This is a genomic window from Nocardia sp. NPDC059691, assembly GCF_042733915.1.
Classification (GTDB): Bacteria; Actinomycetota; Actinomycetes; order Mycobacteriales; family Mycobacteriaceae; genus Nocardia; species Nocardia sichangensis.
On record NZ_JBHWFB010000008.1, the window covers coordinates 247,709 to 266,014 of the forward strand.

Genomic DNA, 18,306 nt, shown 5'->3' on the forward strand with positions numbered 1-18,306 from the left:
ACACGCGTCGGGCCTCGCGCGCGAAGGCTGGGCGCGAGGGCCGACGGTAAGGATCAGTTGCCGAAGCGGGCCAGCACCGAGCTGGCTTCCTGGGAGGCGGTGCCCTCCTCAGCGAGGTGCGCCATCTCGGGAGCGATCTCGCGGCCATGGTGGGCCATCGCCTGGGCATACAGCCGCCCGGCCCGGTAGGAGGAGCGGACCAGGGGGCCTGCCATGACGCCCGCGAAGCCGATTTCCTCGGCCGCCTCGGAGTGCTCGACGAATTCCTCCGGCTTCACCCAGCGGTCCACGGGATGGTGGCGGGGGGAGGGGCGCAGGTACTGGGTGATGGTGAGGATGTCGCAGCCTGCCTCGTGCAGGTCGCGCATGGCCTGGGTGACTTCCTCGGGGGTTTCGCCCATGCCGAGGATGAGATTCGACTTGGTGACCAGACCGGCTTCGCGGGCGGCGGTCAAGACCGCGAGGGAGCGCTCGTAACGGAAGGCCGGGCGGATGCGCTTGAAGATGCGCGGAACCGTTTCGAGGTTGTGCGCCAGCACTTCCGGGCGCGCGGAGAAGACCTCGGCGAGCTGGTCGGGGTTCGCGTTGAAGTCGGGGATCAGCAGTTCCACGCCCGTGTGCGGGTTCAGACGCTTGATGGTGCGGACGGTTTCGGCGTAGAGCCAGGCGCCGCCGTCTTCCAGGTCGTCGCGGGCGACGCCGGTGATGGTCGAGTAGCGCAGGCCCATGGCCTGGACGCTCTCGGCGACGCGGCGGGGCTCGTCGCGGTCCAGGGCAGCGGGCTTGCCGGTGTCGATCTGGCAGAAATCACAGCGGCGCGTGCACTGTTCGCCGCCGATCAGGAAGGTGGCCTCGCGGTCTTCCCAGCATTCGAAGATGTTGGGGCAGCCCGCTTCCTCGCAAACAGTGTGCAGGCCTTCGCGCTTCACCAAACCCTTGAGTTCGGAGTACTCGGGCCCCATGGTGGCGCGGGTGCGAATCCACTTGGGTTTGCGCTCGATGGGGGTTTCCGCGTTGCGGGCTTCGATGCGCAAGAGCTTGCGGCCGTTGGGTGCGGACGCGTTGTGTGGTGTCGGGGTATCGACTGAGGTCACTTGATCGACCTTACGCCGTCGCGTTCGTGGTACGCGGGGTGGTGTCACCAGGAGTGACGCGGGAGATATCGTGCTCGCCGACCGGCAGGTCGCCGTCGAGCGCGCGGATGATGGCGTCGGCCACCAGCGGCTTGATCTCGGCGACGGTCACTTCTCGACCGAGTTCGCGGGTCAACGTGGTGACGCCCGCGTCGCGGATGCCGCAGGGGACGATGGCCTGGAACCCGTCCATGGCGGCGTTGCAGTTGAACGAGACGCCGTGCAGGGCCACGCCACGCTGCACGCGCACCCCGATCGCGGCGATCTTGCGTTCGGCGTACAGCTCGGTGGCGGGCAGCCAGACGCCCGAGCGGCCCTCGACGCGGCCACAGACCAGACCGAGGCCGGTGCACACGGTGATCAACGCCTCCTCGAGGCGGCGCACGTAGTCGACGACGTCGACCGGCTCGGCGAGCCGCACGATGGGGTAGCCGACCAGTTGGCCCGGACCGTGCCAGGTGATCTTGCCACCGCGGTCGACCTGCACCACCGGACTGCCGTCGATGGGCAGGTCGTCGGCCTCGGTGCGGCGGCCCGCGGTGTACACCGACGGATGTTCGAGCAGCAGCAGATGATCGGATCCGTTGCCGTCGGCGCGCTGCTCGGCGATGCCGCGTTGCAGGTCCCAGGCGGCGTGATAGTCGATGAGTCCGAGATCCTCGACCACGATCGGGGTCGTATCGAATCGGGCGGACCGGGTGGTGCGCGGGTTGATCACAGCGACGACGGTACGCCCACGGGGACGGCCGGTTCCAGCACCTCGATGTGGGAACCCCCACAGTCGTGGCGGGGTTGCCAGGTGGAGAGCTGGAGGGTTGCCCTTATGCTGACCGGAGGAGGTTCCCGGTCCTTGTTCGGCCTGATCCCAGACAGGCGATCTCGCATCCCGGAGGCTGTCGCCAGGTCCATGCGATGGGGTCTCGCGGGCAGGTGCCGAGACCGCAGGATCTGAAAGACGCGCGCGCAGCGACGCCGAGGCTCGACTACGGACCGGCCGCCCTGCGTAGACGAGCGCATTGCCGCGCGAACAACTGGTATTCCGCGCGAGATTCGGCAGGTGAGGTGCGAAGATGCGGGTCAGTCGACCTCGACCGGCAAGGTCAGCTGCATGAGGGTCAGGTCCATCCAGCGGCCGAATTTGTGGCCCACCTCGGGCAGCACGCCGACGGTGCGGAAGCCGAAGCGTTCGTGCAGCACGATCGAACCGGTGTTGGACGATTCGATGGCGGCGATCATGGCGTGCACGGCGCCCGCGCGGCGCGCACGGTCGATCAACTCGGTGAGCAGGGCGGTGGCGATGCCGCGACGCTGGAAGCGTTCGTCGACGTACACGGAGTTCTCGACCGTGTAGCGGTATCCCGATTTGGCTCGCCAAGGCCCGTAGCTCGCGTAACCGGCCAGCTCCCCGCCGATCTCGGCGACCAGCACGGGCAGGCTCGCGCCGGTGCGGGCACGGAACCAGCCGAGGCGTTCGTCCAAGCCGACGCGCTCGGTGTCCCAGATCGCGGTGGACGTGGCGATATTCGCGTTGTGGATGTCGAGGATCGCCGGAAGATCGTCGGTGGTGGCGTCGCGGATGACGGTGGCGGGCCTGGTGTCGAGTCGGTCGGTCATCGAACATCTCCGGGTCGTCCCACCGCGGCCGCGAGCGCGGCGCCGATGGTGGGGTGGTGGAACTGGTAGCCCGCTTCCTCGAGCGCGGTGGGAATGGCCCTCGGGCCGTGCAGGATCGCCTCCCGCGCCATCTCGCCGACCAGCGCGTGCAGCGCGAATGCCGGGATGACGAGCGGAGTCGGGCGATGCAGCGCCCGGCCCAGCGCGCGGCTGAACTCGGCGTTGGTGACCGGTGCGGGACCGACCACGTTGATCGGACCGGACATCGTGTCATGGGTGAGCGCGAAGACGATCGCGCCGATCTCGTCGGCCATCGAGATCCACGGCGTGTACTGGCGACCGTTGCCCAGCCGCCCGCCCAAGCCGACCGCATAGAGCGGGTGCAGCATGCCGAGCAGGCCACCGGCCCGGGACAGCACCACGGCGCTGCGCAACAGCACGGTGCGCGCCCCGGCCGCCGTGGCGGGTTCGGTCGCCTTCTCCCAGTCACGGCACAGCGCGGCCAGGAATCCGGAACCGGCGGGCGATGACTCGTCCACTACCCGATCGCCGGTCGCGCCGCCGTAGTAGTGCACGCCGCTGGCGTTGAGCAGCACGGGGACACCCGCGTCGGCCACCGCCCCGGCCAGCACGTCGGTGGGCGTGATCCGGCTGTCCCGCAGCTCTTGTTTGAAGCTGCCGTTCCAGCGGCGCCGTCCGACGCCCGCGCCGCACAGGTTGACCACGGCGTCGGCGCCGCGAAGCGCCCGCTCGTCCAGGTGGGCGCGGGCCGGGTTCCAGGCGAATTCGTCCGGACCCGCGGTTTTCCTGCGCACCAGCCTGGCGACCTCGTGCCCGTCGCGGCGCAGAGCCGCGACGAGCGCCGTCCCGATCAACCCGGACGAGCCGGCGATCACGACCTTCATACGTGCCGCGGGACCTTCCTCACAGGCCGAGATCGGCCTCGAACGCCGCTTCCTCGAGCCGGTGACGGATCGTGGTCAGGAAGCGCCCGGCGTCGGCGCCGTCGATCAGGCGGTGGTCGTAGGTGAGCGGCAGGTAGCACATCGAGCGGACGCCGATGGACTCGTTGCCGGTCTCGTCGGTCACGACGACCGGACGCTTGACGATCGCGCCCGTGCCCAGCATGGCCGCCTGCGGCGGAACCAGGATCGGGGTGTCGAACAGCGCGCCCTGGCTGCCGATGTTGGTGATGGTGAAGGTGCCGCCGGCCAGCTCGTCGGGCTTGAGTCCGCCGTTGCGGGCCCGGTTGGCGATGTCGGCGATGGCGCGCGCCAGCCCGGCCAGCGACAGGTCGCTGGCGTTGTGGATCACCGGGGACAGCAGGCCCTGCTCGGTGTCGACGGCGATGCCGAGGTGCACCGAGGCGTGGTAGGTGATCTCCTTGCTGGACTCGTCGTAGCTGGCGTTGACGTTCGGGTGCACGCCCAGCGCCTCGACCACGGCCTTGGCGAAGAAGGGCAGGAACGTCAGGTTGACGCCTTCGCGCTCCTTGAACGCGGCCTTGGCCTGCTTGCGCAGCGCCGCGATCTTGGTGACGTCGGCCTCGTGCACCTGGGTCAGCTGCGCGGTGGTCTGCAGCGACTCGCGGGTCTTGGTCGCGGTGATCTGGCGGATGCGGTTGGCCTTCTGCACCGTGCCGACCAGGTGGGCCAGCTGGGAACGGGCGGCGGCGGGCGCGGCGGGCGCCTGTGCGGCGGGCGCGGCCGCGGCGGGAGCAGCCGCCGGAGCAGGAGCCTTCTTGGCCTCGGCGGCGGCGAGCACGTCCTGCTTGCGAATGCGGCCCCCGACACCGGAACCGGTGATCGCGGCGAGGTCGACGTTGTGCTCGTCGGCCAGCTTGCGGACCAGCGGAGTGACGTACGGGGTTGCGCCGTTGGAGGATTCGGCGGCCGCCGCGGCGGCGGGCGCGGGAGCCGGTTCGGGCTTGGGCGCCGGAGCCGGAGCGGGAGCCTGGGCGGGTGCGGGAGCCGGGGCGGCGGCGACCGGGGCCGGTTCGGGCTTCGGGGCCGGTTCGGGCTTCGGAGCAGGTGCCGGGGCGGGCGCGGGAGCCGGGGCGGCGGCCGCCGGTGCTCCGCTGCCGATGACGCCGAGCTGCCCACCGACGGCCACGATGTCGTCTTCCTGGGCGGAGATCTCCAGCAGGGTGCCCGCGACGGGCGAGGGGATCTCGGTGTCGACCTTGTCGGTGGAGACCTCGAGCAACGGCTCGTCGACGGCGACCTCGTCACCGACCGCCTTCAGCCAGCGGGTGACGGTGCCCTCGGTGACCGACTCGCCGAGTTCCGGCATCTTCACCGGCGTGCCGTCACCCGACGACGCGGGAGCGGCCTGGGCGGCGGGCGCGGGCTGCTCGGCGGGAGCGGGCTGGGGCTCGGCGGCAGGCGCTTCCTCCGAAGGGACCGGGGTCTCCTGCGCGGGCGCCGCGGCTTCGGGAGCGGGCGCGGGAGCGGAAGAAGCCGCCTCACCGGGCTCGCTGATCACGCCGAGCTCGCCGCCGACCTCGACCACGTCGTCTTCGTTCGCGACGATCTTCGACAGCACACCCGCCGCGGGGGACGGGATTTCGGTGTCGACCTTGTCGGTGGAGACTTCGAGCAGCGGCTCGTCGACCTCGACCGTGTCTCCTTCCTGCTTCAGCCACCTGGTCACCGTTCCCTCGGTGACGCTCTCACCAAGAGCGGGCATCTGGACGGAGAAGGCCATGTCCGTTGACTCCTCTGACTGCTCGACGGGGTTCTACAACAGTTGATCTCACTGCGGACGCCCGGCGCGGGTCGCGACGGGAGTCCGGAAGCCACCGATCATTGTGCGTGGCACCGGAGATCCGTGTGGTTCTTGTACCGCGGTCCATCCTTGCACTCGCGCGCAAGCCATGTAGCACAGGGCGGCGTACTGCGCGGAGCTGGCAGTATGGGAAGACCGGCGGTGAACATTCTCCGGTGCAGGAAAGGAGGTCGGCGTCGTTGGGTTTGCTGGATCGTTTCCGCGGCGGCGCTGCCCGGGGTGGCGGCACTTCACGTGGGGGTTCGGTGTCCGGGCCGGACGCTCGTCATCTGGCCGACTGGGTGCGCACGCATGTGGGCGTCGAGGGCTACATCGAACCGAAGACCACGGTGACAGATGTCACAGTTGTCCTTATTGCCGCGGATGGTGAATGGACACGCCGGATCGTCGGCGAGCGCGGGGCGCAACGGCTTGCCAAGGATTTGCACATCCCCGTCTACGACGTCCGCAAGACCGGGTATCCGCAACGCATGCGCGACTACGACGCGCGTAAGCGAGTGGAGCGGCAGCGCGAAATGGAGCGGGATCTGTACGACCTCTGAGCCGTCGGATTGTCCGTTGCGCCCGATTCCCGCCGGACCCGTGGGGGTGCCGCGGAGCCGTCTCGCTTGCCGTCAGTGACGCGAGCCGGACGCGCCGGAATGTCGGTCCGGAGTCCGGCCAGGAGCATGGAACACGTGATGCGGTCGGGCGGGGTGGCCTGTGCGCGTCGTCCGGGAGTCGTCCCGGACGACGCGCGTCGCGCTCACTCCCCGGCGATGTCCTGGAGCACGGCGATCAGCGTGCGAACGGGGACGCCGGTGCCGCCCTTGCCGATGTAGCCGAACGGACCGCCGGTGTTATAGGCCGGGCCCGCCACGTCGAGGTGGGCCCACTGCACGTTCTCCGGGACGAACTCCTTGAGGAACAGCCCGGCCGACAGCATGCCGCCCCAGCGGTGCGGCGCGACATTGGCCAGGTCGGCGATCTTGGAGTTCAGGTCGCCGCGCAGTTCGGCGGGAAGCGGCATGGCCCAGCCGTTCTCCCCGACCTCGCGGGAGATGCGGGCAACCCGGTCGCGGAACTCGTCGGTGCCCATCACGCCGGGCGTGCGGGTGCCGAGCGCGACCATCTGCGCCCCGGTCAGGGTGGCCACGTCGATCAGGTACTCCGGGTCGTCCTCGCTCGCGCGCACGATCGCGTCGGCGAGGATCAACCGGCCCTCGGCGTCGGTGTTGAGCACCTCGACGGTGATGCCGCCGTACTGGGTGAGCACGTCGCCGGGGCGCTGCGCGGTGGCCGACGGCATGTTCTCCGCCATCGGCACGGTCGCGGTGACGGTGATCGGCAGGCTCAGCCGCGCGGCCAGCAGCGTCGTGGCGATCACGGCGGCGGCGCCCGCCATGTCGGAGGTCATGTTCTCCATGTTCTGCGCGGGCTTGATGGAGATGCCGCCGGTGTCGAAGGTGATGCCCTTGCCGACCAGGGCGACCTTCTTCGGGCCGCCCGCGTAGGTGATCCGGATCAGGCGCGGCGGGCGCGAGGAACCCTTGCCCACGCCGAGCACGCCGCCGTAACCGCCCGCTTCCAGCGCTTTCTCATCCAGCACCTGCACGGTGAGGCCCGCGGCCTCGGCGAGTTCCTGAGCACGCGACGCGAACTCGGCCGGGAACAGATGGCTGGGCGGGGTGTTCACGAAATCCCGTGCGGTGGCGACGGCCTCGGCGGTGACCTGCGCGCGGAACAAGGCTTCTTCGCCGAATCCCGGCTCGGGCACGAGCAACTCGACGCGGGCCACGGGCCGCTCGTCCGGCTTGGGCGCCGACTTGTCCGAGCGGAACGGGGTGAACGAGTAGGCGCCCAGGTAGAAGCCCTCGGCGGCGGCGCCGATATCCAGCCCGGACAGCGTGGTCACCACCAGTTCGGTGCCGGACAGCGAGCGGGCTGCCACACCGGCCGAACGGCGGATCTGCTCGGCGTCGAGCTTCTCGGCGGAGCCGAGGCCGACGGCCAGGACGCTGCTCACGCCGTCCAGCCCGACCGGCGCCGGGATGCGGGTCAGCTCCTCGGCTTTGCCCTTGGCGCCCACCACGCCGAGCTGATCGAGCAGTTCCGCGCGCACGTCGGCGGTGAGCACGTCGCCGAACAGGTCCTCGGGCACGATGGCGGGACCGTCCTCCGAGGAGGTCAACCCGATGACGAGCACATCGGTGTCCGCGCCGATGGTCTCGGTGCGTGCCAGTTCCGGTCCGAGCGAGCGATCTGCAACAGCGGTCATTGGCACAGGCTATTCGCTTCGTTCCGGATGGCGCACCGCGACGCCGTCGAGCAGGAGTTCCACCGAGGTCGCGAGCAGGTCGTCGAAGTCCATCTCGAAGGTGGAGAGGTCGGTGAAGTAACGGTGCAGGACGGGACGCAGCGCCGGGTCGAGCAGTTCGGCGAGATCGCGCGGCGCGGCCGTCTCGGCGGCGTCGCGCGGATCGCCGAGGCGGTCGGCGCGCTCGGAACTCCACAACAGCGCGAGCCCTTGGACCAGGCCCGACAGTGCGAGGTAGATCGCGAATCCGGTCTGCCGGGTCAGGCCGGGATGGTCGAGGGCGGCGAAGTTGCGCTCCAGGACGTCCAGCAGCGCCGGGCCCAGGGGCGGACGGACGCGCGCCAGCAGCGGCAGCATCCACGGATGCCTGCGGTAGAGGCGCCACTCCTCGTGCGCTTCGTGCCGTAGCCGGGGACGCCAGCCGCCGCACTCCGTCCCGGGCGGCGGGATCTCGTCGAGCGCCAGCTCCGCCATGCTCGCCAGGAGCGCTTCGCGGTCGGGGAAGTGGCGGTAGAGGGTGGCGGTCGCGACGCCGAGCGCGCCGGCCAGGCGGCGCATGGTGAGACCGTCGAGCCCGTCGCGGTCGGCCAGCTCCACCGCCGCGCGTGCGATGCCGACGGTGGTGAGCCGCGCCGGACGGGTGGGGCGGCGCACCGGAATCGCCGCGCGGCGGGCGCGATAGGCGCGGGCCTGGCAGGAGCGCGAGCAGTACTTGCGCCGTCGGCCCCGGCTGGGCTGGGCGAGGTCGCCGTGGCAGATAGCGCAGGTCATCCGGATTCCGTTTCGACACACGAACAGGTGTGACGAAATGGTAGTGATACGGCTTCGACCTGCCTAGATTCATGCGTGAGTACGGTGTTCGCAGGGAAAGGGGGAGGCGGATGGAGATCACCGCTCGCCAGGCGGGTGTCCAGGACCGTGACGCGCTGATCGAGGCGTTCGGCATCGCCAGCGCGGACGAGGTGGTGACCGCGTGGGTGCTCGAAGGACAGCCCGATACGGGTTTCCGTACCGCGTTCGTGCCCGGTCTGGTCGATCGAGCGTTGCGCGACGACGAGATCTGGGTCGCGGGCGCGGGCGAGGAGATCTGGTCGATGTCGATCTGGCAGCACGTCACCTCGGTCGAACGATTCGCCGACGAAGCCGCCGAGGCGCGGACCATGCTCGAGCAGGCTCCCGATCTGCGCGTGGCGCAGCGGCTGGTGATCGTCACCGACCTGCTCGCCCGCGAACACCCCCGGGAGTTCCCGCATCGGTACCTGCAGGTGATCGTCACGGTGCCGGAGCATCGCGGAAAGGGAGCCGGAGCGGCGATTCTCGCCGATCGCTTGAAGGCGGCGTCCGAAGCGGACGTCCCGGCGTTCCTGGAAGCCAGCACCGAACGATCCGCTCGGCTCTACAGCCGCTGCGGATTCGCGCCGACCGGAACGACGCACACTTTGCCGCAGAACGGCCCGACGCTCATCCCGATGTGGTTCCGGCGTTAGCGCGTGCGAGCGTCGGACGCCCTGGTCCCGGATAAGCTCGGCTGGTGACCGAGACGAACCTGCTGCAAGGACCCATCCACGCCGTGCACGTCGAGCTGGGGGCGACCTTCGCGCCGTTCGGCGGCTGGGAGATGCCGGTGTCCTATGCGGGCACGGTGACCGAGCACCAAGCGGTTCGCACGACGGTGGGGCTGTTCGACGTCAGCCATCTCGGCAAGGCGACGGTGCGCGGCCAGGGCGCGGCGGCGTTCGTGAACTCGGCCCTGACCAACGATCTCGGCCGGATCCGGGCGGGCAAGGCGCAGTACACACTGTGCTGCGCCCCGGACGGCGGAGTGATCGACGACCTGATCGCCTACTACGTCGGCGACGAGGAGATCTTCCTGGTGCCGAACGCCGCCAACACCGCGGCGGTCGTCGCGGAACTGAGCAAGGTCGCGCCCGAGGGCATCACGGTGACCGACGAGCACCGCGACTACGCCGTCTTCGCCGTGCAGGGCCCGCGCTCCGGCGAGGTGCTGAGCGCGCTCGGGCTGCCCACCGACCTCGAGTACATGGCCTACGCCGACGCCGAGTGGGACGGCCGTCCCGTCCGGGTCTGCCGCACCGGATACACCGGCGAGCACGGCTACGAATTGCTGCCGCGCTGGGCCGACGCCGAATCGCTGTTCCGCGCCTTGGTCGAGCGGGTGCGCGCCGCCGAGGGGCAGGTGGCCGGGCTCGGGGCCCGCGACACCCTGCGTACGGAGATGGGCTATCCGCTGCACGGGCACGAACTCTCCCTGGACATCTCCCCGGTGCAGGCGCGCTGCGGGTGGGCGGTCGGCTGGCAGAAGCCGGAGTTCTGGGGGAAGGCCGCTCTGGAACAGGAGAAGTCGGCCGGTCCGCGCCGAATCCTGCTGGGGCTGAAAGCACTCGACCGGGGTGTGCTCCGGCAAGGGCAGACCGTGCTGCGTGATGGCGAGCCCGTCGGCGAAACCACTTCCGGCACCTTCTCGCCCACCCTCAAGGTCGGCATCGCGCTGGCATTGCTCGACACCGCGGCGGACATCCAACCCGGCGCCGAGGTCGAGGTCGACGTGCGCGGCCGCCGCGTGCGCTGCGAAATCGTGCGCCCGCCGTTCGTGCGGACCAGCACCAAGTGACCCGTCCTTCTCCCGGACGCATGGGCGATCGGCTGCGGGCGGCGCCGCGCTGAGGGGTGTGGACCAAGGCGAAATGGGCGGAATCGGGCCGGATAGGATCGTCGCCATGACCGCTGCCGCACAGTTCACCCGTATTCCGCACCCCGCGCCGCTTCCGGCGCAGCGGCGACAGGAGGTACTGGCGGAGCCGGGGTTCGGGCGGTACTTCACCGATCACATGGTCTCGATCGATTACGTCGGCGGCACGTGGACGAACGCGCGGGTGGAGCCGTACGGGCCGCTGGCGCTGGACCCCGCCACCATGGTGTTCCACTACGGCCAGGCCATCTTCGAGGGACTCAAGGCCTACCGGCACGGTGACGGCAGCGTCTCCTGCTTCCGCATCGACGCCAACGCCGCGCGTTTCCGCCGGTCGTCTCGCCGGATGGCGATGGCCGAGCTGCCCGACGAGCTGTTCATCGAGTCGGTGCGCCAACTGCTCGAGGTGGACCGCGAGTGGGTGCCCGCGGCGGGCGGCGAGGAATCGCTGTACCTGCGGCCGTTCATGTTCGCGACCGAGGCCGGACTCGGCGTGAAGCCCGCCGCGGCGTACAAGTACCTGCTGCTCGGTTCCCCGGCGGGGGCGTACTTCCCGCGTGGCGTCAAGCCGGTGCGGGTCTGGCTGTCCACCGAATACGTGCGCGCCGCGCCGGGCGGCACCGGCGAGGCGAAGGTCGCCGGCAACTACGCGGCTTCGCTGCTGGCCCAGGCCGAGGCGTCGGCCAAGGGCTGCGACCAGGTGGTGTGGCTGGACGCGTGTGAGCGCCGCTACGTCGAGGAGATGGGTACCAACAACCTGTTCTTCGTCTTCGGTTCGGGCTCCGACGCGCGGCTGGTCACCCCGGAACTGTCCGGCTCGCTGTTGCCCGGCATCACCCGCGACTCGCTGCTCACCCTCGCCGCCGATTCCGGCTTCCCGGTCGAGGAGCGCAAGATCTCGGTCGAGGAATGGCGCAAGGGCGCCGAATCCGGTGAGATCACCGAGGTTTTCGCGTGCGGCACCGCCGCGGTGATCACGCCGGTCGGCTGGGTTCGCTCCGGTGAGGGCGAATTCACCATCGGCGGTGGCGAGCCCGGCGCGGTCACCATGGCCCTGCGCGACACCCTCACCGGCATCCAGCGCGGCACCTTCGCCGACAAGCACGGGTGGATGCGGCGGATGTGACTCAGCCCGGCATCAGCATGTGCCACTGCTCCAGCGTCTGCGGACGCATGACGTAGTTTTTGTCCCGGACAGTAGACAGCGCGGCGCTGGGTTCCTGCGAGTACCAGTGGCCCGGATAGACGACCGGGTCGCCGGCGAGTCCGGCCAGGTAGCGCAGGCTGCGGAACATTTCGTCCGAATCGCCGCCGGGGAAATCGGTGCGGCCACAGCCGTCGACGAACAGGGTGTCGCCCGCGATGAGGCGGTTGTCGAACAGGAAGCACTGACTGCCCGGCGTGTGGCCGGGCGTGTGTAGTAACTCGATGTCGAAAGCTCCGACGGTGACCTTGTCGCCGTGCTCGTGGCCGGTGAACTCGCTCTCGGCGATCCCGGTGACGTTGGCCACCCACGGCAGTTCTTTGGCGTTGACATGCACTGGGACGCTTGTCTTTTCGAGCAGCTCGCGCACACCGCGCAGGGTGAAGCCGAGCATCGTGCCGCCCACGTGATCGGGGTGGTGGTGGGTGGCGAGCACCCCGCTCAGCCGCAGGCCGTCGCCCTCGGCGATGTCCACCAGATCACCCGCGGCGTAGGCCGGATCGATCACCACGCAGTCGCCCGTTTCCCGATCGCCGATCAGATACGCGAAGTTGCGCATCTGCGTCGCGATCGGATCGCCCACGGCGTAGTCGCGTCCCGACAACAGCTGGCGAAAGTACAGGCGCTCAGAAGACATACCGCCCACCTTATTGCCCGACCCAGACGATCCGCGCGCCACCGCCGGAAAAATTCCAGTGACCCAGACTCTCGCCCCCAAAGGCCCGCCGGAGACGGTCAGCCGGGCTGGATCGTGAGGGACAGCACGGCCGCGGTGAGGGCCACCGTGGTCTCGATCGCGGCGCCGAGGACGTCACCGGAGAGCCCGCCGAAACGGCGCGCGCAGTGCCGGACCAGAACCCTCGACGCGGCCAGTCCGAGCGTCACGGCCAGCGGGCCGAGCCACGGGCGGCCCGGCACGGCGAACACGGCGAGACCCGCCGCGGTCACCGGCCACATGACCGCGGCGGCGGCCGATTGCGTGCCTGCCACCAGAACACCGAACCCGGTGCCCGGCGCGGCCGGGACACCCCGGCAAGCGAGGATCACCGCGACACGGCCGGTCACCACGGCGAGAGCGGCGGCGAACCACCGGCCCGAATCGGCCAAGGACGCGAACGAGAACGCCTGTATGCCGATGACGAACGCCAGCCCGGCGACGCCGAATGGTCCGGCCCCGCCGGTTTTCATGATCTGCCTTGCCCGCTCCGGCGGCCCATAGCTGCCGAGCCCGTCCAAGGTGTCGGCCAGGCCGTCGAGATGCATACCCCTGGTGATCAACGCCAGCGCGCCGACCACCAGCAGCCCGGACAGCGCGGCGCTCGCCCCGGCCCTGGTCAGCGCCCAGAGCAGGCCCGCCGCCCCGGCCCCGAGCAGGGCGCCGACCAGCGGCGCCAGCAGAATCGCCCGCCCCGCCGCCGCGCGGTCCACGGCATCCGGCCCGCGCACCGGGAGCACCGTGAGCCAGGAGATCGCCAGCCGAACCCCGTTCACGCCGGTCCTCCGCGGACGGGCGGCGCTTCCCTGGGGGCCGGGTGCCGCGGGCGGACTGCCGACGCCTGCGGATCACCGCTCGAAGCACTGAACTGTCCCGCAGGAACCAGGTCACGGCAGCCGCGCCGAGTCGGAGGCAGGCGGCGGCCTCGCGGCAGGGCGGACTTCACTTGCGCAGGTTCGGCGGGGCGCTCGCCGGTTCGGCGTCGGAGGTGCTGACGCCCGCTTCGGCGAAGGTGGACATCTCCGCGAGCGCGGCCACCGCCGAGCGGAGGATCGGAAGGGCGGTCAGCGCGCCGGAGCCTTCGCCGAGGCGCATGGTCAGGTCGAGCAGCGGATCCAGGCGCAGGTGCCGCAGCGCGAGTTCGTGTGCCGGTTCGGTGGAGCGGTGACCGGCCAGCCACCAGGCGCTCGCGCCCGCGGCGAGATCCTCGGCGATCATCGCCGCGGCCGTGACGACGACGCCGTCCAGGACGACGGGCGTACGACGGGTGGCGGCCTGGGCGAGGAACGCCGCCATCGCGGCGAAGTCGGCGCCCGCGGCCACGCGGAGAAGTTCGACCGGGTCCTTCACCACCGGGCGGGCGCGGCGCATCGCGTCGCGGATCGCGGCGACCTTGCGGATCCATCCGGCGTCGTCGACGCCGGTGCCGCGGCCGACCGCCGCGACCGGCTCGGTATCGGTCAGGCTCGCGACGAGCACGGTGGCCGGAGTGGTGTTGCCGATGCCCATGTCACCCGCGATCAGCAGGTCGGCGCCCGCGTCGATCTCCTCGTCGGCGATGGCACGGCCTGCTTCGATCGCCGCTCGGACCTCCTCGGCGGTGAGCGCGTCCTCGCGATCGATCGCCCCGCTGGAGCGGCGCACCTTGTGCTCGGACACCTGCGGATCGGTGTCGGCGTCGACGGAGATGTCCGCCACCCGAACCGTCGCGCCCGCCACCGCCGCCAGCGCGTTCACCGCGGCGCCGCCACCCAGGAAGTTCGCGACCATCTGCGCGGTGACCTCACTCGGATACGCCGACACCCCGTGCCGCGCGATGCCGTGATCCCCGGCGAAGACCACGACCCTGGCGCGCTCGAACTGCTTCGGCGGGCACGTGCCCTGGCAGGCCGCCACCCAGTTGCCGAGTTGCTCCAATCGGCCCAGTGCACCAGCGGGTTTGGTCAGCTGCGCCTGCCGTTGCTCGGCCGCCGCACGAAACTGTGTGTCCGGAGGCGCTACCGGTCCGAATCCGTGCGTCACTATCGAGCCTTTCGGTCATGGCGGTTCCGCCGACTACGCCGCCCAATCTTGCCATTGCCCCTTCGCGCCGTGGGTCCGTGACCTGATCTCCGGCGGTGGGCGGTGCGACCGATCCGCGCGGTTCACCGCCGGTCGTCGCTCGTCGTCGCGCGGGCTACTTGAGACGGAGGGGAAGGCCCGCTACGACCAAGAAAGCCTCGTCGCAGACCTGGGCCAAGCGCTGGTTGAGGGTGCCGATCTCGTCGCGGAAGAGGCGGCCCGAACGCGTGGCCGGGATGACGCCCATGCCTACCTCCGGGCTGACGATCACGAGATCACCGGTGTAGGCGGCGACGGCCGCGACCAGTGCGTCGGTGTCGGGGGAGACCGTGCCGCGCGGAGCCTCCCAAGCCTCGCGCGCGTCGATGCGGGCGGTCAGCCAGGTACCGATGTCGTCGATCAGGGTCACGTCGGGCGGCGTGGGCATGAACGCGGTGAGAATCGCTGTCGGGTCGGCGCTTTCGATGGTCGACCAGCCCGCCGGGCGTCGGCCGCGATGCTTGGCGATGCGCTCGGCGAAATCGTGGTCGGCGGGATCGGGCACGGCGGTGGCGAGATAGCGCACCGGGCCGCCGGCCCGAAGCGCGAGGTCCTCCGCGAACGCCGACTTTCCGGACCGCGCGCCACCCAGAACAAGGATGCTGCGCGCCGCCGCGGGCGAGGGACTTTCCGACACGAGTGCACGGTATCAATCGAACGGCGGATTGCCGCGTGACTGCCGATGCCCGCCCGGCGTGTGCCGTGCTCCGGCGAACTTCGGAATGCGGCCTGCGGCGAGACGTGCCGAGCGGGCGCGGCGGTAGGCCCGAACAGATGGTGGCGGCGGGTCCGGTCCCAGGCGGGATCGTCGGGCACCTTACGGGCTAGGGGGTCGTCGAGGCACTGCGTATCGGACGCGAGTCGTGTTCTTCGATGTCGCAGGCCAGTCAGCCGGTCATGCTCGCCAGGTCGGCCGTAGCGATCCACATACGTGTTCGATGTCCGCGGTTCATGCGGTGCCTTTCAGCGCGCGGACTCGGTGCAGTTGGGTGAGTGCCGCGGTCCGGCAGATTCCGCCGGGTCCCATCGCCGTTCCGTCATCAGGCGGGAGTGTCCGAGCTGCGACCGAAGCGGCGGCGGTACTCGGTGGGGGCGATGCCGACGAGACGCTGGAAGTGGTGGCGCAGGAGGGCGCCGGAGCCGAAGCCGGAGCGGTCGGCGATGTGTTCCAGCCCGAGGTCGGTTTCCTCGAGCAGTTGCTTGGCCAGCAGCACGCGCTGGTTGGTGAGCCACTTCACGGGGGTGGTTCCGGTCTCGGCGGCGAATCGGCGCGCGAAGGTGCGGGTGGACATGTTGGCGCGGGCGGCCAGGTCTTCCACTGTGTGCGGCAGGTCGAGGTGCTCGTTCATCCACTCCAAGGTGGGGATGAGGCTGTCGGACGTGCAGGCCGCGACGGGGCGTTCGATGAACTGGCGCTGCCCGCCGTCGCGCTGCGGGGGGACCACCATCCGCCGCGCGATCGCGTTGGCCACACCACTGCCGAGTTCGCGCCGCACCAGGTGCAGGCAGGCATCGATGCCCGCGGCGGTGCCTGCGCTGGTGATCAGGTCACCCTCGTCGACGAACAGCACGTCCGGATCGACAGTTGCCTCGGGGTACTCGGCCGCGAGTTTCTCCACGTAGCGCCAGTGCGTGGTGCATTTGCGGCCGTCGAGCAACCCGGCCGCCCCGGCCAGGAACGCTCCGGAACACACGGTGAGCACGGTCGCCCCGGCGGCAGCAGCGTCGCGGATGGCCGTGACGACCCGCGGATCGAATCCGTGGTCGGCCGCGGCGGCGGGAATGGCCACCAGATCGGCCGCCGCCAGTTCCTCCAGCCCGTACTCCGGTGTGACTGTGATGCCAGGGCTGGTCGAGTGCAGCGGGACACCCGGCTCGGCCCCGCACACCCGGAAATCGAAGGCGGGCAGTCCGTCGGCCGTGCGGTCGAGGCCGAAAACCTCACAGATGACCCCGAATTCGAACATGGCCATGCGTTCGGACAGCACCACGGCGACCTTCGACAGCATGCGCCCAGTCTAGTGGCCGTATTTTTGCGAACAATGTCAGTACCGCCACTTTCGGCGGTAAATCACTGACCGCAAAATTACTGCCATGGTTACTTTTCTCATCACCCTGGCGGTCATCGTGGCTTTCGCCACACTCATCGCCCGCGGCACCGACCGCGCGGGATCCGCGCAAGTGATCGACCGCGACGTACAGCGGCTGCACTCCGAGCTGACGGCGATGCTCGGCCGCAACACCCACCACCGCTGACCGGCCAGCGCCGTAGGCGCTGGCAAAACTACACAGCTTCGCCGGGGGTTACTCGCGGCTTCGGGGCGCGCATCTTGCGGATCTGCGAGGCGCGGACGAAGGCGTACCAGCCGAGGCGGTAGCCGCCGTCGGTGGTCTCCGGGAAACGCTCCCTGACCCGGTTGTTCACCACGCGGCCGAGCAGGACGCCCTCGATGCCCATGAACAGCATCATCACCAGCATGGCCAGGGTGACGACGGTCTGCAGCGCGGGCGCGAGGAACATCGAGAAGATCAGCACCAGCGCCATCGGCATGAACAGGCCGACCAGGTTGCGCCGGGCGTCGACGATGTCGCGGACGAAGGCCCGGACCGGGCCCTGGTCGCGGGGCGGCAGGTATTTGTCCTCGCCCGCGAGCATGCGCTCCCGTCGATCCGCGGCGGCCTCGCGCCGCTTCGCGGACGCCGCCTTGCGCTCCGCTCTGGTGCCCCGCGCGGCCTTGCGCCGGGCGCGGGCCTCCTTCGCGGTGAGCGGAGCGGGTGCTATCGGGCCGCGGCGCTTGCCTTGCGCGTCACGGCGTTTCGGGGTGGGACGGCCCTTGCCCGCGGTGGCCGTGGCCGCCGCGCGGGTGCTGCTTGCGGCCGAGTCACCGTTCGTGACCACCGTCGATGCGGCGGTCGCGTCGGTGGTGCTGGACTCGCCGCGACGGAACAATTTCACACCGACCAGGCTATTCGATGGGTGGCGCGGCGAGAAATGCGGTCCGATTCGCCCGGAGTGTGCGGGCTCACGGAGGTTGCGTGTCACCGCGGACCGGCTGGTGGCAAGATGGAGGAATAGCAGCCCGCCGAGTGGTGTTTACCGACACGACCCGTGCGCTGTTCCACGGGTTCGACCACAGGTTCCTCGAGGAGAGTTCATGACTGTGCAGAACGAGACCGCCACCCACGGTGTGACTCTGACCGACGCCGCCGCCACGAAGGCGAAGGCCCTGCTCGACCAGGAGGGCCGCGACGACCTGGCGCTGCGGATCGCGGTGCAGCCGGGTGGTTGCGCCGGCCTGCGTTACCAGCTGTTCTTCGACGACCGCTCGCTCGACGGCGACCTGACCGTCGACTTCGGTGGCGTCACGCTGGCCGTCGACCGGATGAGCGCGCCGTACGTGCAGGGCGCCTCGATCGACTTCGTCGACACCATCGAGAAGCAGGGCTTCACCATCGACAACCCGAACGCCACCGGCTCCTGCGCCTGCGGCGACTCCTTCAACTGAGGTAGTAGCGTCCCGGCGCGGTCGCGGAGATCGGCCGCGTTCGATCGGAACAACTGATCTCGTAAGGACATGGGTAACTCGTCGGGAACGCCCAGGACCCGAGCGGCACTTGCGCAAGACCTGAACGCAAATCCGGTGCCGCTCAACTAGTACGGCCTGAAGACCCGGAGAGGCGGCATCAGCTACGGTGAGATCGGGACTCGCGTCCCGGTCTGCACCGCCTGCCGCCTACCGTTGAAGG

19 protein-coding genes are annotated in these 18,306 nt (G+C 70.1%); 6 read left to right on the plus strand and 13 right to left on the minus strand.

Features of this window, described 5'->3' with window-relative positions; all coding sequences use genetic code 11:
* Window positions 1-53 precede the first annotated feature (53 nt).
* The 5 genes from lipA to sucB all read right to left on the minus strand — a co-directional run bounded on the left by lipA (window position 54) and on the right by sucB (window position 5,453).
* Complete coding sequence (lipA, locus tag ACFV2O_RS19685) at window positions 54-1,094, minus strand: lipoyl synthase (protein WP_379253034.1); 1,041 nt, start codon at window positions 1,092-1,094, stop codon at window positions 54-56.
* Window positions 1,095-1,104: 10 nt separating this feature from the next.
* Window positions 1,105-1,851: a lipoyl(octanoyl) transferase LipB gene (gene lipB, locus ACFV2O_RS19690; protein ID WP_355072887.1), complete on the minus strand. Its 747-nt coding sequence runs from the start codon at window positions 1,849-1,851 to the stop codon at window positions 1,105-1,107.
* Between the two features lie 359 nt (window positions 1,852-2,210).
* Entirely contained in the window at window positions 2,211-2,747 is a 537-nt protein-coding gene (locus ACFV2O_RS19695) for a GNAT family N-acetyltransferase (protein ID WP_379253035.1), read from the minus strand.
* A complete protein-coding gene (locus tag ACFV2O_RS19700) occupies window positions 2,744-3,652 on the minus strand; it encodes a TIGR01777 family oxidoreductase (RefSeq protein WP_379253036.1) in 909 nt (302 codons plus the stop codon). The genes ACFV2O_RS19695 and ACFV2O_RS19700 overlap by 4 nt, the downstream gene beginning before the upstream one ends.
* Before the next feature lie 19 nt (window positions 3,653-3,671).
* Window positions 3,672-5,453, minus strand: a complete 1,782-nt coding sequence (sucB, locus tag ACFV2O_RS19705) for a 2-oxoglutarate dehydrogenase, E2 component, dihydrolipoamide succinyltransferase (RefSeq protein WP_379253037.1) — start codon at window positions 5,451-5,453, stop codon at window positions 3,672-3,674.
* Between the two features lie 260 nt (window positions 5,454-5,713).
* Here sucB and ACFV2O_RS19710 point away from each other — a divergent pair, with 260 nt between their 5' ends.
* Entirely contained in the window at window positions 5,714-6,076 is a 363-nt protein-coding gene (locus ACFV2O_RS19710; protein ID WP_379253038.1) for an oxidoreductase, read from the plus strand.
* 203 nt (window positions 6,077-6,279) lie between these two features.
* Here the strand turns inward: ACFV2O_RS19710 and ACFV2O_RS19715 are convergent, their stop codons facing one another.
* On the minus strand, window positions 6,280-7,791 hold the full coding sequence (locus tag ACFV2O_RS19715) for a leucyl aminopeptidase (protein ID WP_379253039.1): 1,512 nt from the start codon (window positions 7,789-7,791) through the stop codon (window positions 6,280-6,282).
* Between the two features lie 9 nt (window positions 7,792-7,800).
* The gene (locus tag ACFV2O_RS19720) at window positions 7,801-8,601 is read right to left on the minus strand and encodes a TetR/AcrR family transcriptional regulator (protein WP_379253041.1); all 801 of its coding nucleotides are present in this window, start codon (window positions 8,599-8,601) and stop codon (window positions 7,801-7,803) included.
* Between the two features lie 110 nt (window positions 8,602-8,711).
* On the opposite strand from ACFV2O_RS19720, the gene ACFV2O_RS19725 reads away from it, so the two are divergent.
* The 3 genes from ACFV2O_RS19725 (at window position 8,712) to ACFV2O_RS19735 (ending at window position 11,666) form a co-directional block, all read left to right on the plus strand.
* Window positions 8,712-9,317: a GNAT family N-acetyltransferase gene (locus tag ACFV2O_RS19725; RefSeq protein WP_379253042.1), complete on the plus strand. Its 606-nt coding sequence runs from the start codon at window positions 8,712-8,714 to the stop codon at window positions 9,315-9,317.
* 44 nt (window positions 9,318-9,361) lie between these two features.
* Window positions 9,362-10,462: a glycine cleavage system aminomethyltransferase GcvT gene (gene gcvT, locus ACFV2O_RS19730; protein ID WP_379253044.1), complete on the plus strand. Its 1,101-nt coding sequence runs from the start codon at window positions 9,362-9,364 to the stop codon at window positions 10,460-10,462.
* Window positions 10,463-10,568: 106 nt separating this feature from the next.
* Complete coding sequence (locus ACFV2O_RS19735) at window positions 10,569-11,666, plus strand: branched-chain amino acid aminotransferase (RefSeq protein ID WP_355072901.1); 1,098 nt, start codon at window positions 10,569-10,571, stop codon at window positions 11,664-11,666.
* A gap of 1 nt (window position 11,667) precedes the next feature.
* On the opposite strand, the gene ACFV2O_RS19740 is transcribed toward ACFV2O_RS19735, so the two are convergent.
* The 5 genes from ACFV2O_RS19740 to ACFV2O_RS19760 form a co-directional block, all read right to left on the minus strand.
* Window positions 11,668-12,381: an MBL fold metallo-hydrolase gene (locus tag ACFV2O_RS19740; RefSeq protein ID WP_355072903.1), complete on the minus strand. Its 714-nt coding sequence runs from the start codon at window positions 12,379-12,381 to the stop codon at window positions 11,668-11,670.
* Window positions 12,382-12,479: 98 nt separating this feature from the next.
* Complete coding sequence (locus tag ACFV2O_RS19745; protein ID WP_379253045.1) at window positions 12,480-13,235, minus strand: adenosylcobinamide-GDP ribazoletransferase; 756 nt, start codon at window positions 13,233-13,235, stop codon at window positions 12,480-12,482.
* A gap of 166 nt (window positions 13,236-13,401) precedes the next feature.
* Complete coding sequence (gene cobT / locus ACFV2O_RS19750) at window positions 13,402-14,481, minus strand: nicotinate-nucleotide--dimethylbenzimidazole phosphoribosyltransferase (RefSeq protein ID WP_379253046.1); 1,080 nt, start codon at window positions 14,479-14,481, stop codon at window positions 13,402-13,404.
* 154 nt (window positions 14,482-14,635) lie between these two features.
* Window positions 14,636-15,196, minus strand: coding sequence for a bifunctional adenosylcobinamide kinase/adenosylcobinamide-phosphate guanylyltransferase (gene cobU / locus ACFV2O_RS19755; protein WP_364427899.1), 561 nt, complete (start codon window positions 15,194-15,196; stop codon window positions 14,636-14,638).
* 403 nt (window positions 15,197-15,599) lie between these two features.
* Entirely contained in the window at window positions 15,600-16,568 is a 969-nt protein-coding gene (locus tag ACFV2O_RS19760; RefSeq protein ID WP_355072910.1) for a helix-turn-helix domain-containing protein, read from the minus strand.
* Window positions 16,569-16,653: 85 nt separating this feature from the next.
* Between ACFV2O_RS19760 and ACFV2O_RS19765 the strand changes: the two genes are divergently transcribed.
* Window positions 16,654-16,815 carry a hypothetical protein gene (locus ACFV2O_RS19765; protein ID WP_379253047.1) on the plus strand — a complete coding sequence of 54 codons (162 nt, stop codon included), beginning with the start codon at window positions 16,654-16,656 and terminating at the stop codon, window positions 16,813-16,815.
* Between the two features lie 28 nt (window positions 16,816-16,843).
* On the opposite strand, the gene ACFV2O_RS19770 is transcribed toward ACFV2O_RS19765, so the two are convergent.
* A complete protein-coding gene (locus tag ACFV2O_RS19770) occupies window positions 16,844-17,458 on the minus strand; it encodes a DUF3043 domain-containing protein (RefSeq protein WP_355072997.1) in 615 nt (204 codons plus the stop codon).
* 256 nt (window positions 17,459-17,714) lie between these two features.
* Between ACFV2O_RS19770 and ACFV2O_RS19775 the strand changes: the two genes are divergently transcribed.
* Window positions 17,715-18,065: an iron-sulfur cluster assembly accessory protein gene (locus ACFV2O_RS19775; RefSeq protein WP_355072914.1), complete on the plus strand. Its 351-nt coding sequence runs from the start codon at window positions 17,715-17,717 to the stop codon at window positions 18,063-18,065.
* Window positions 18,066-18,306 lie beyond the last annotated feature (241 nt).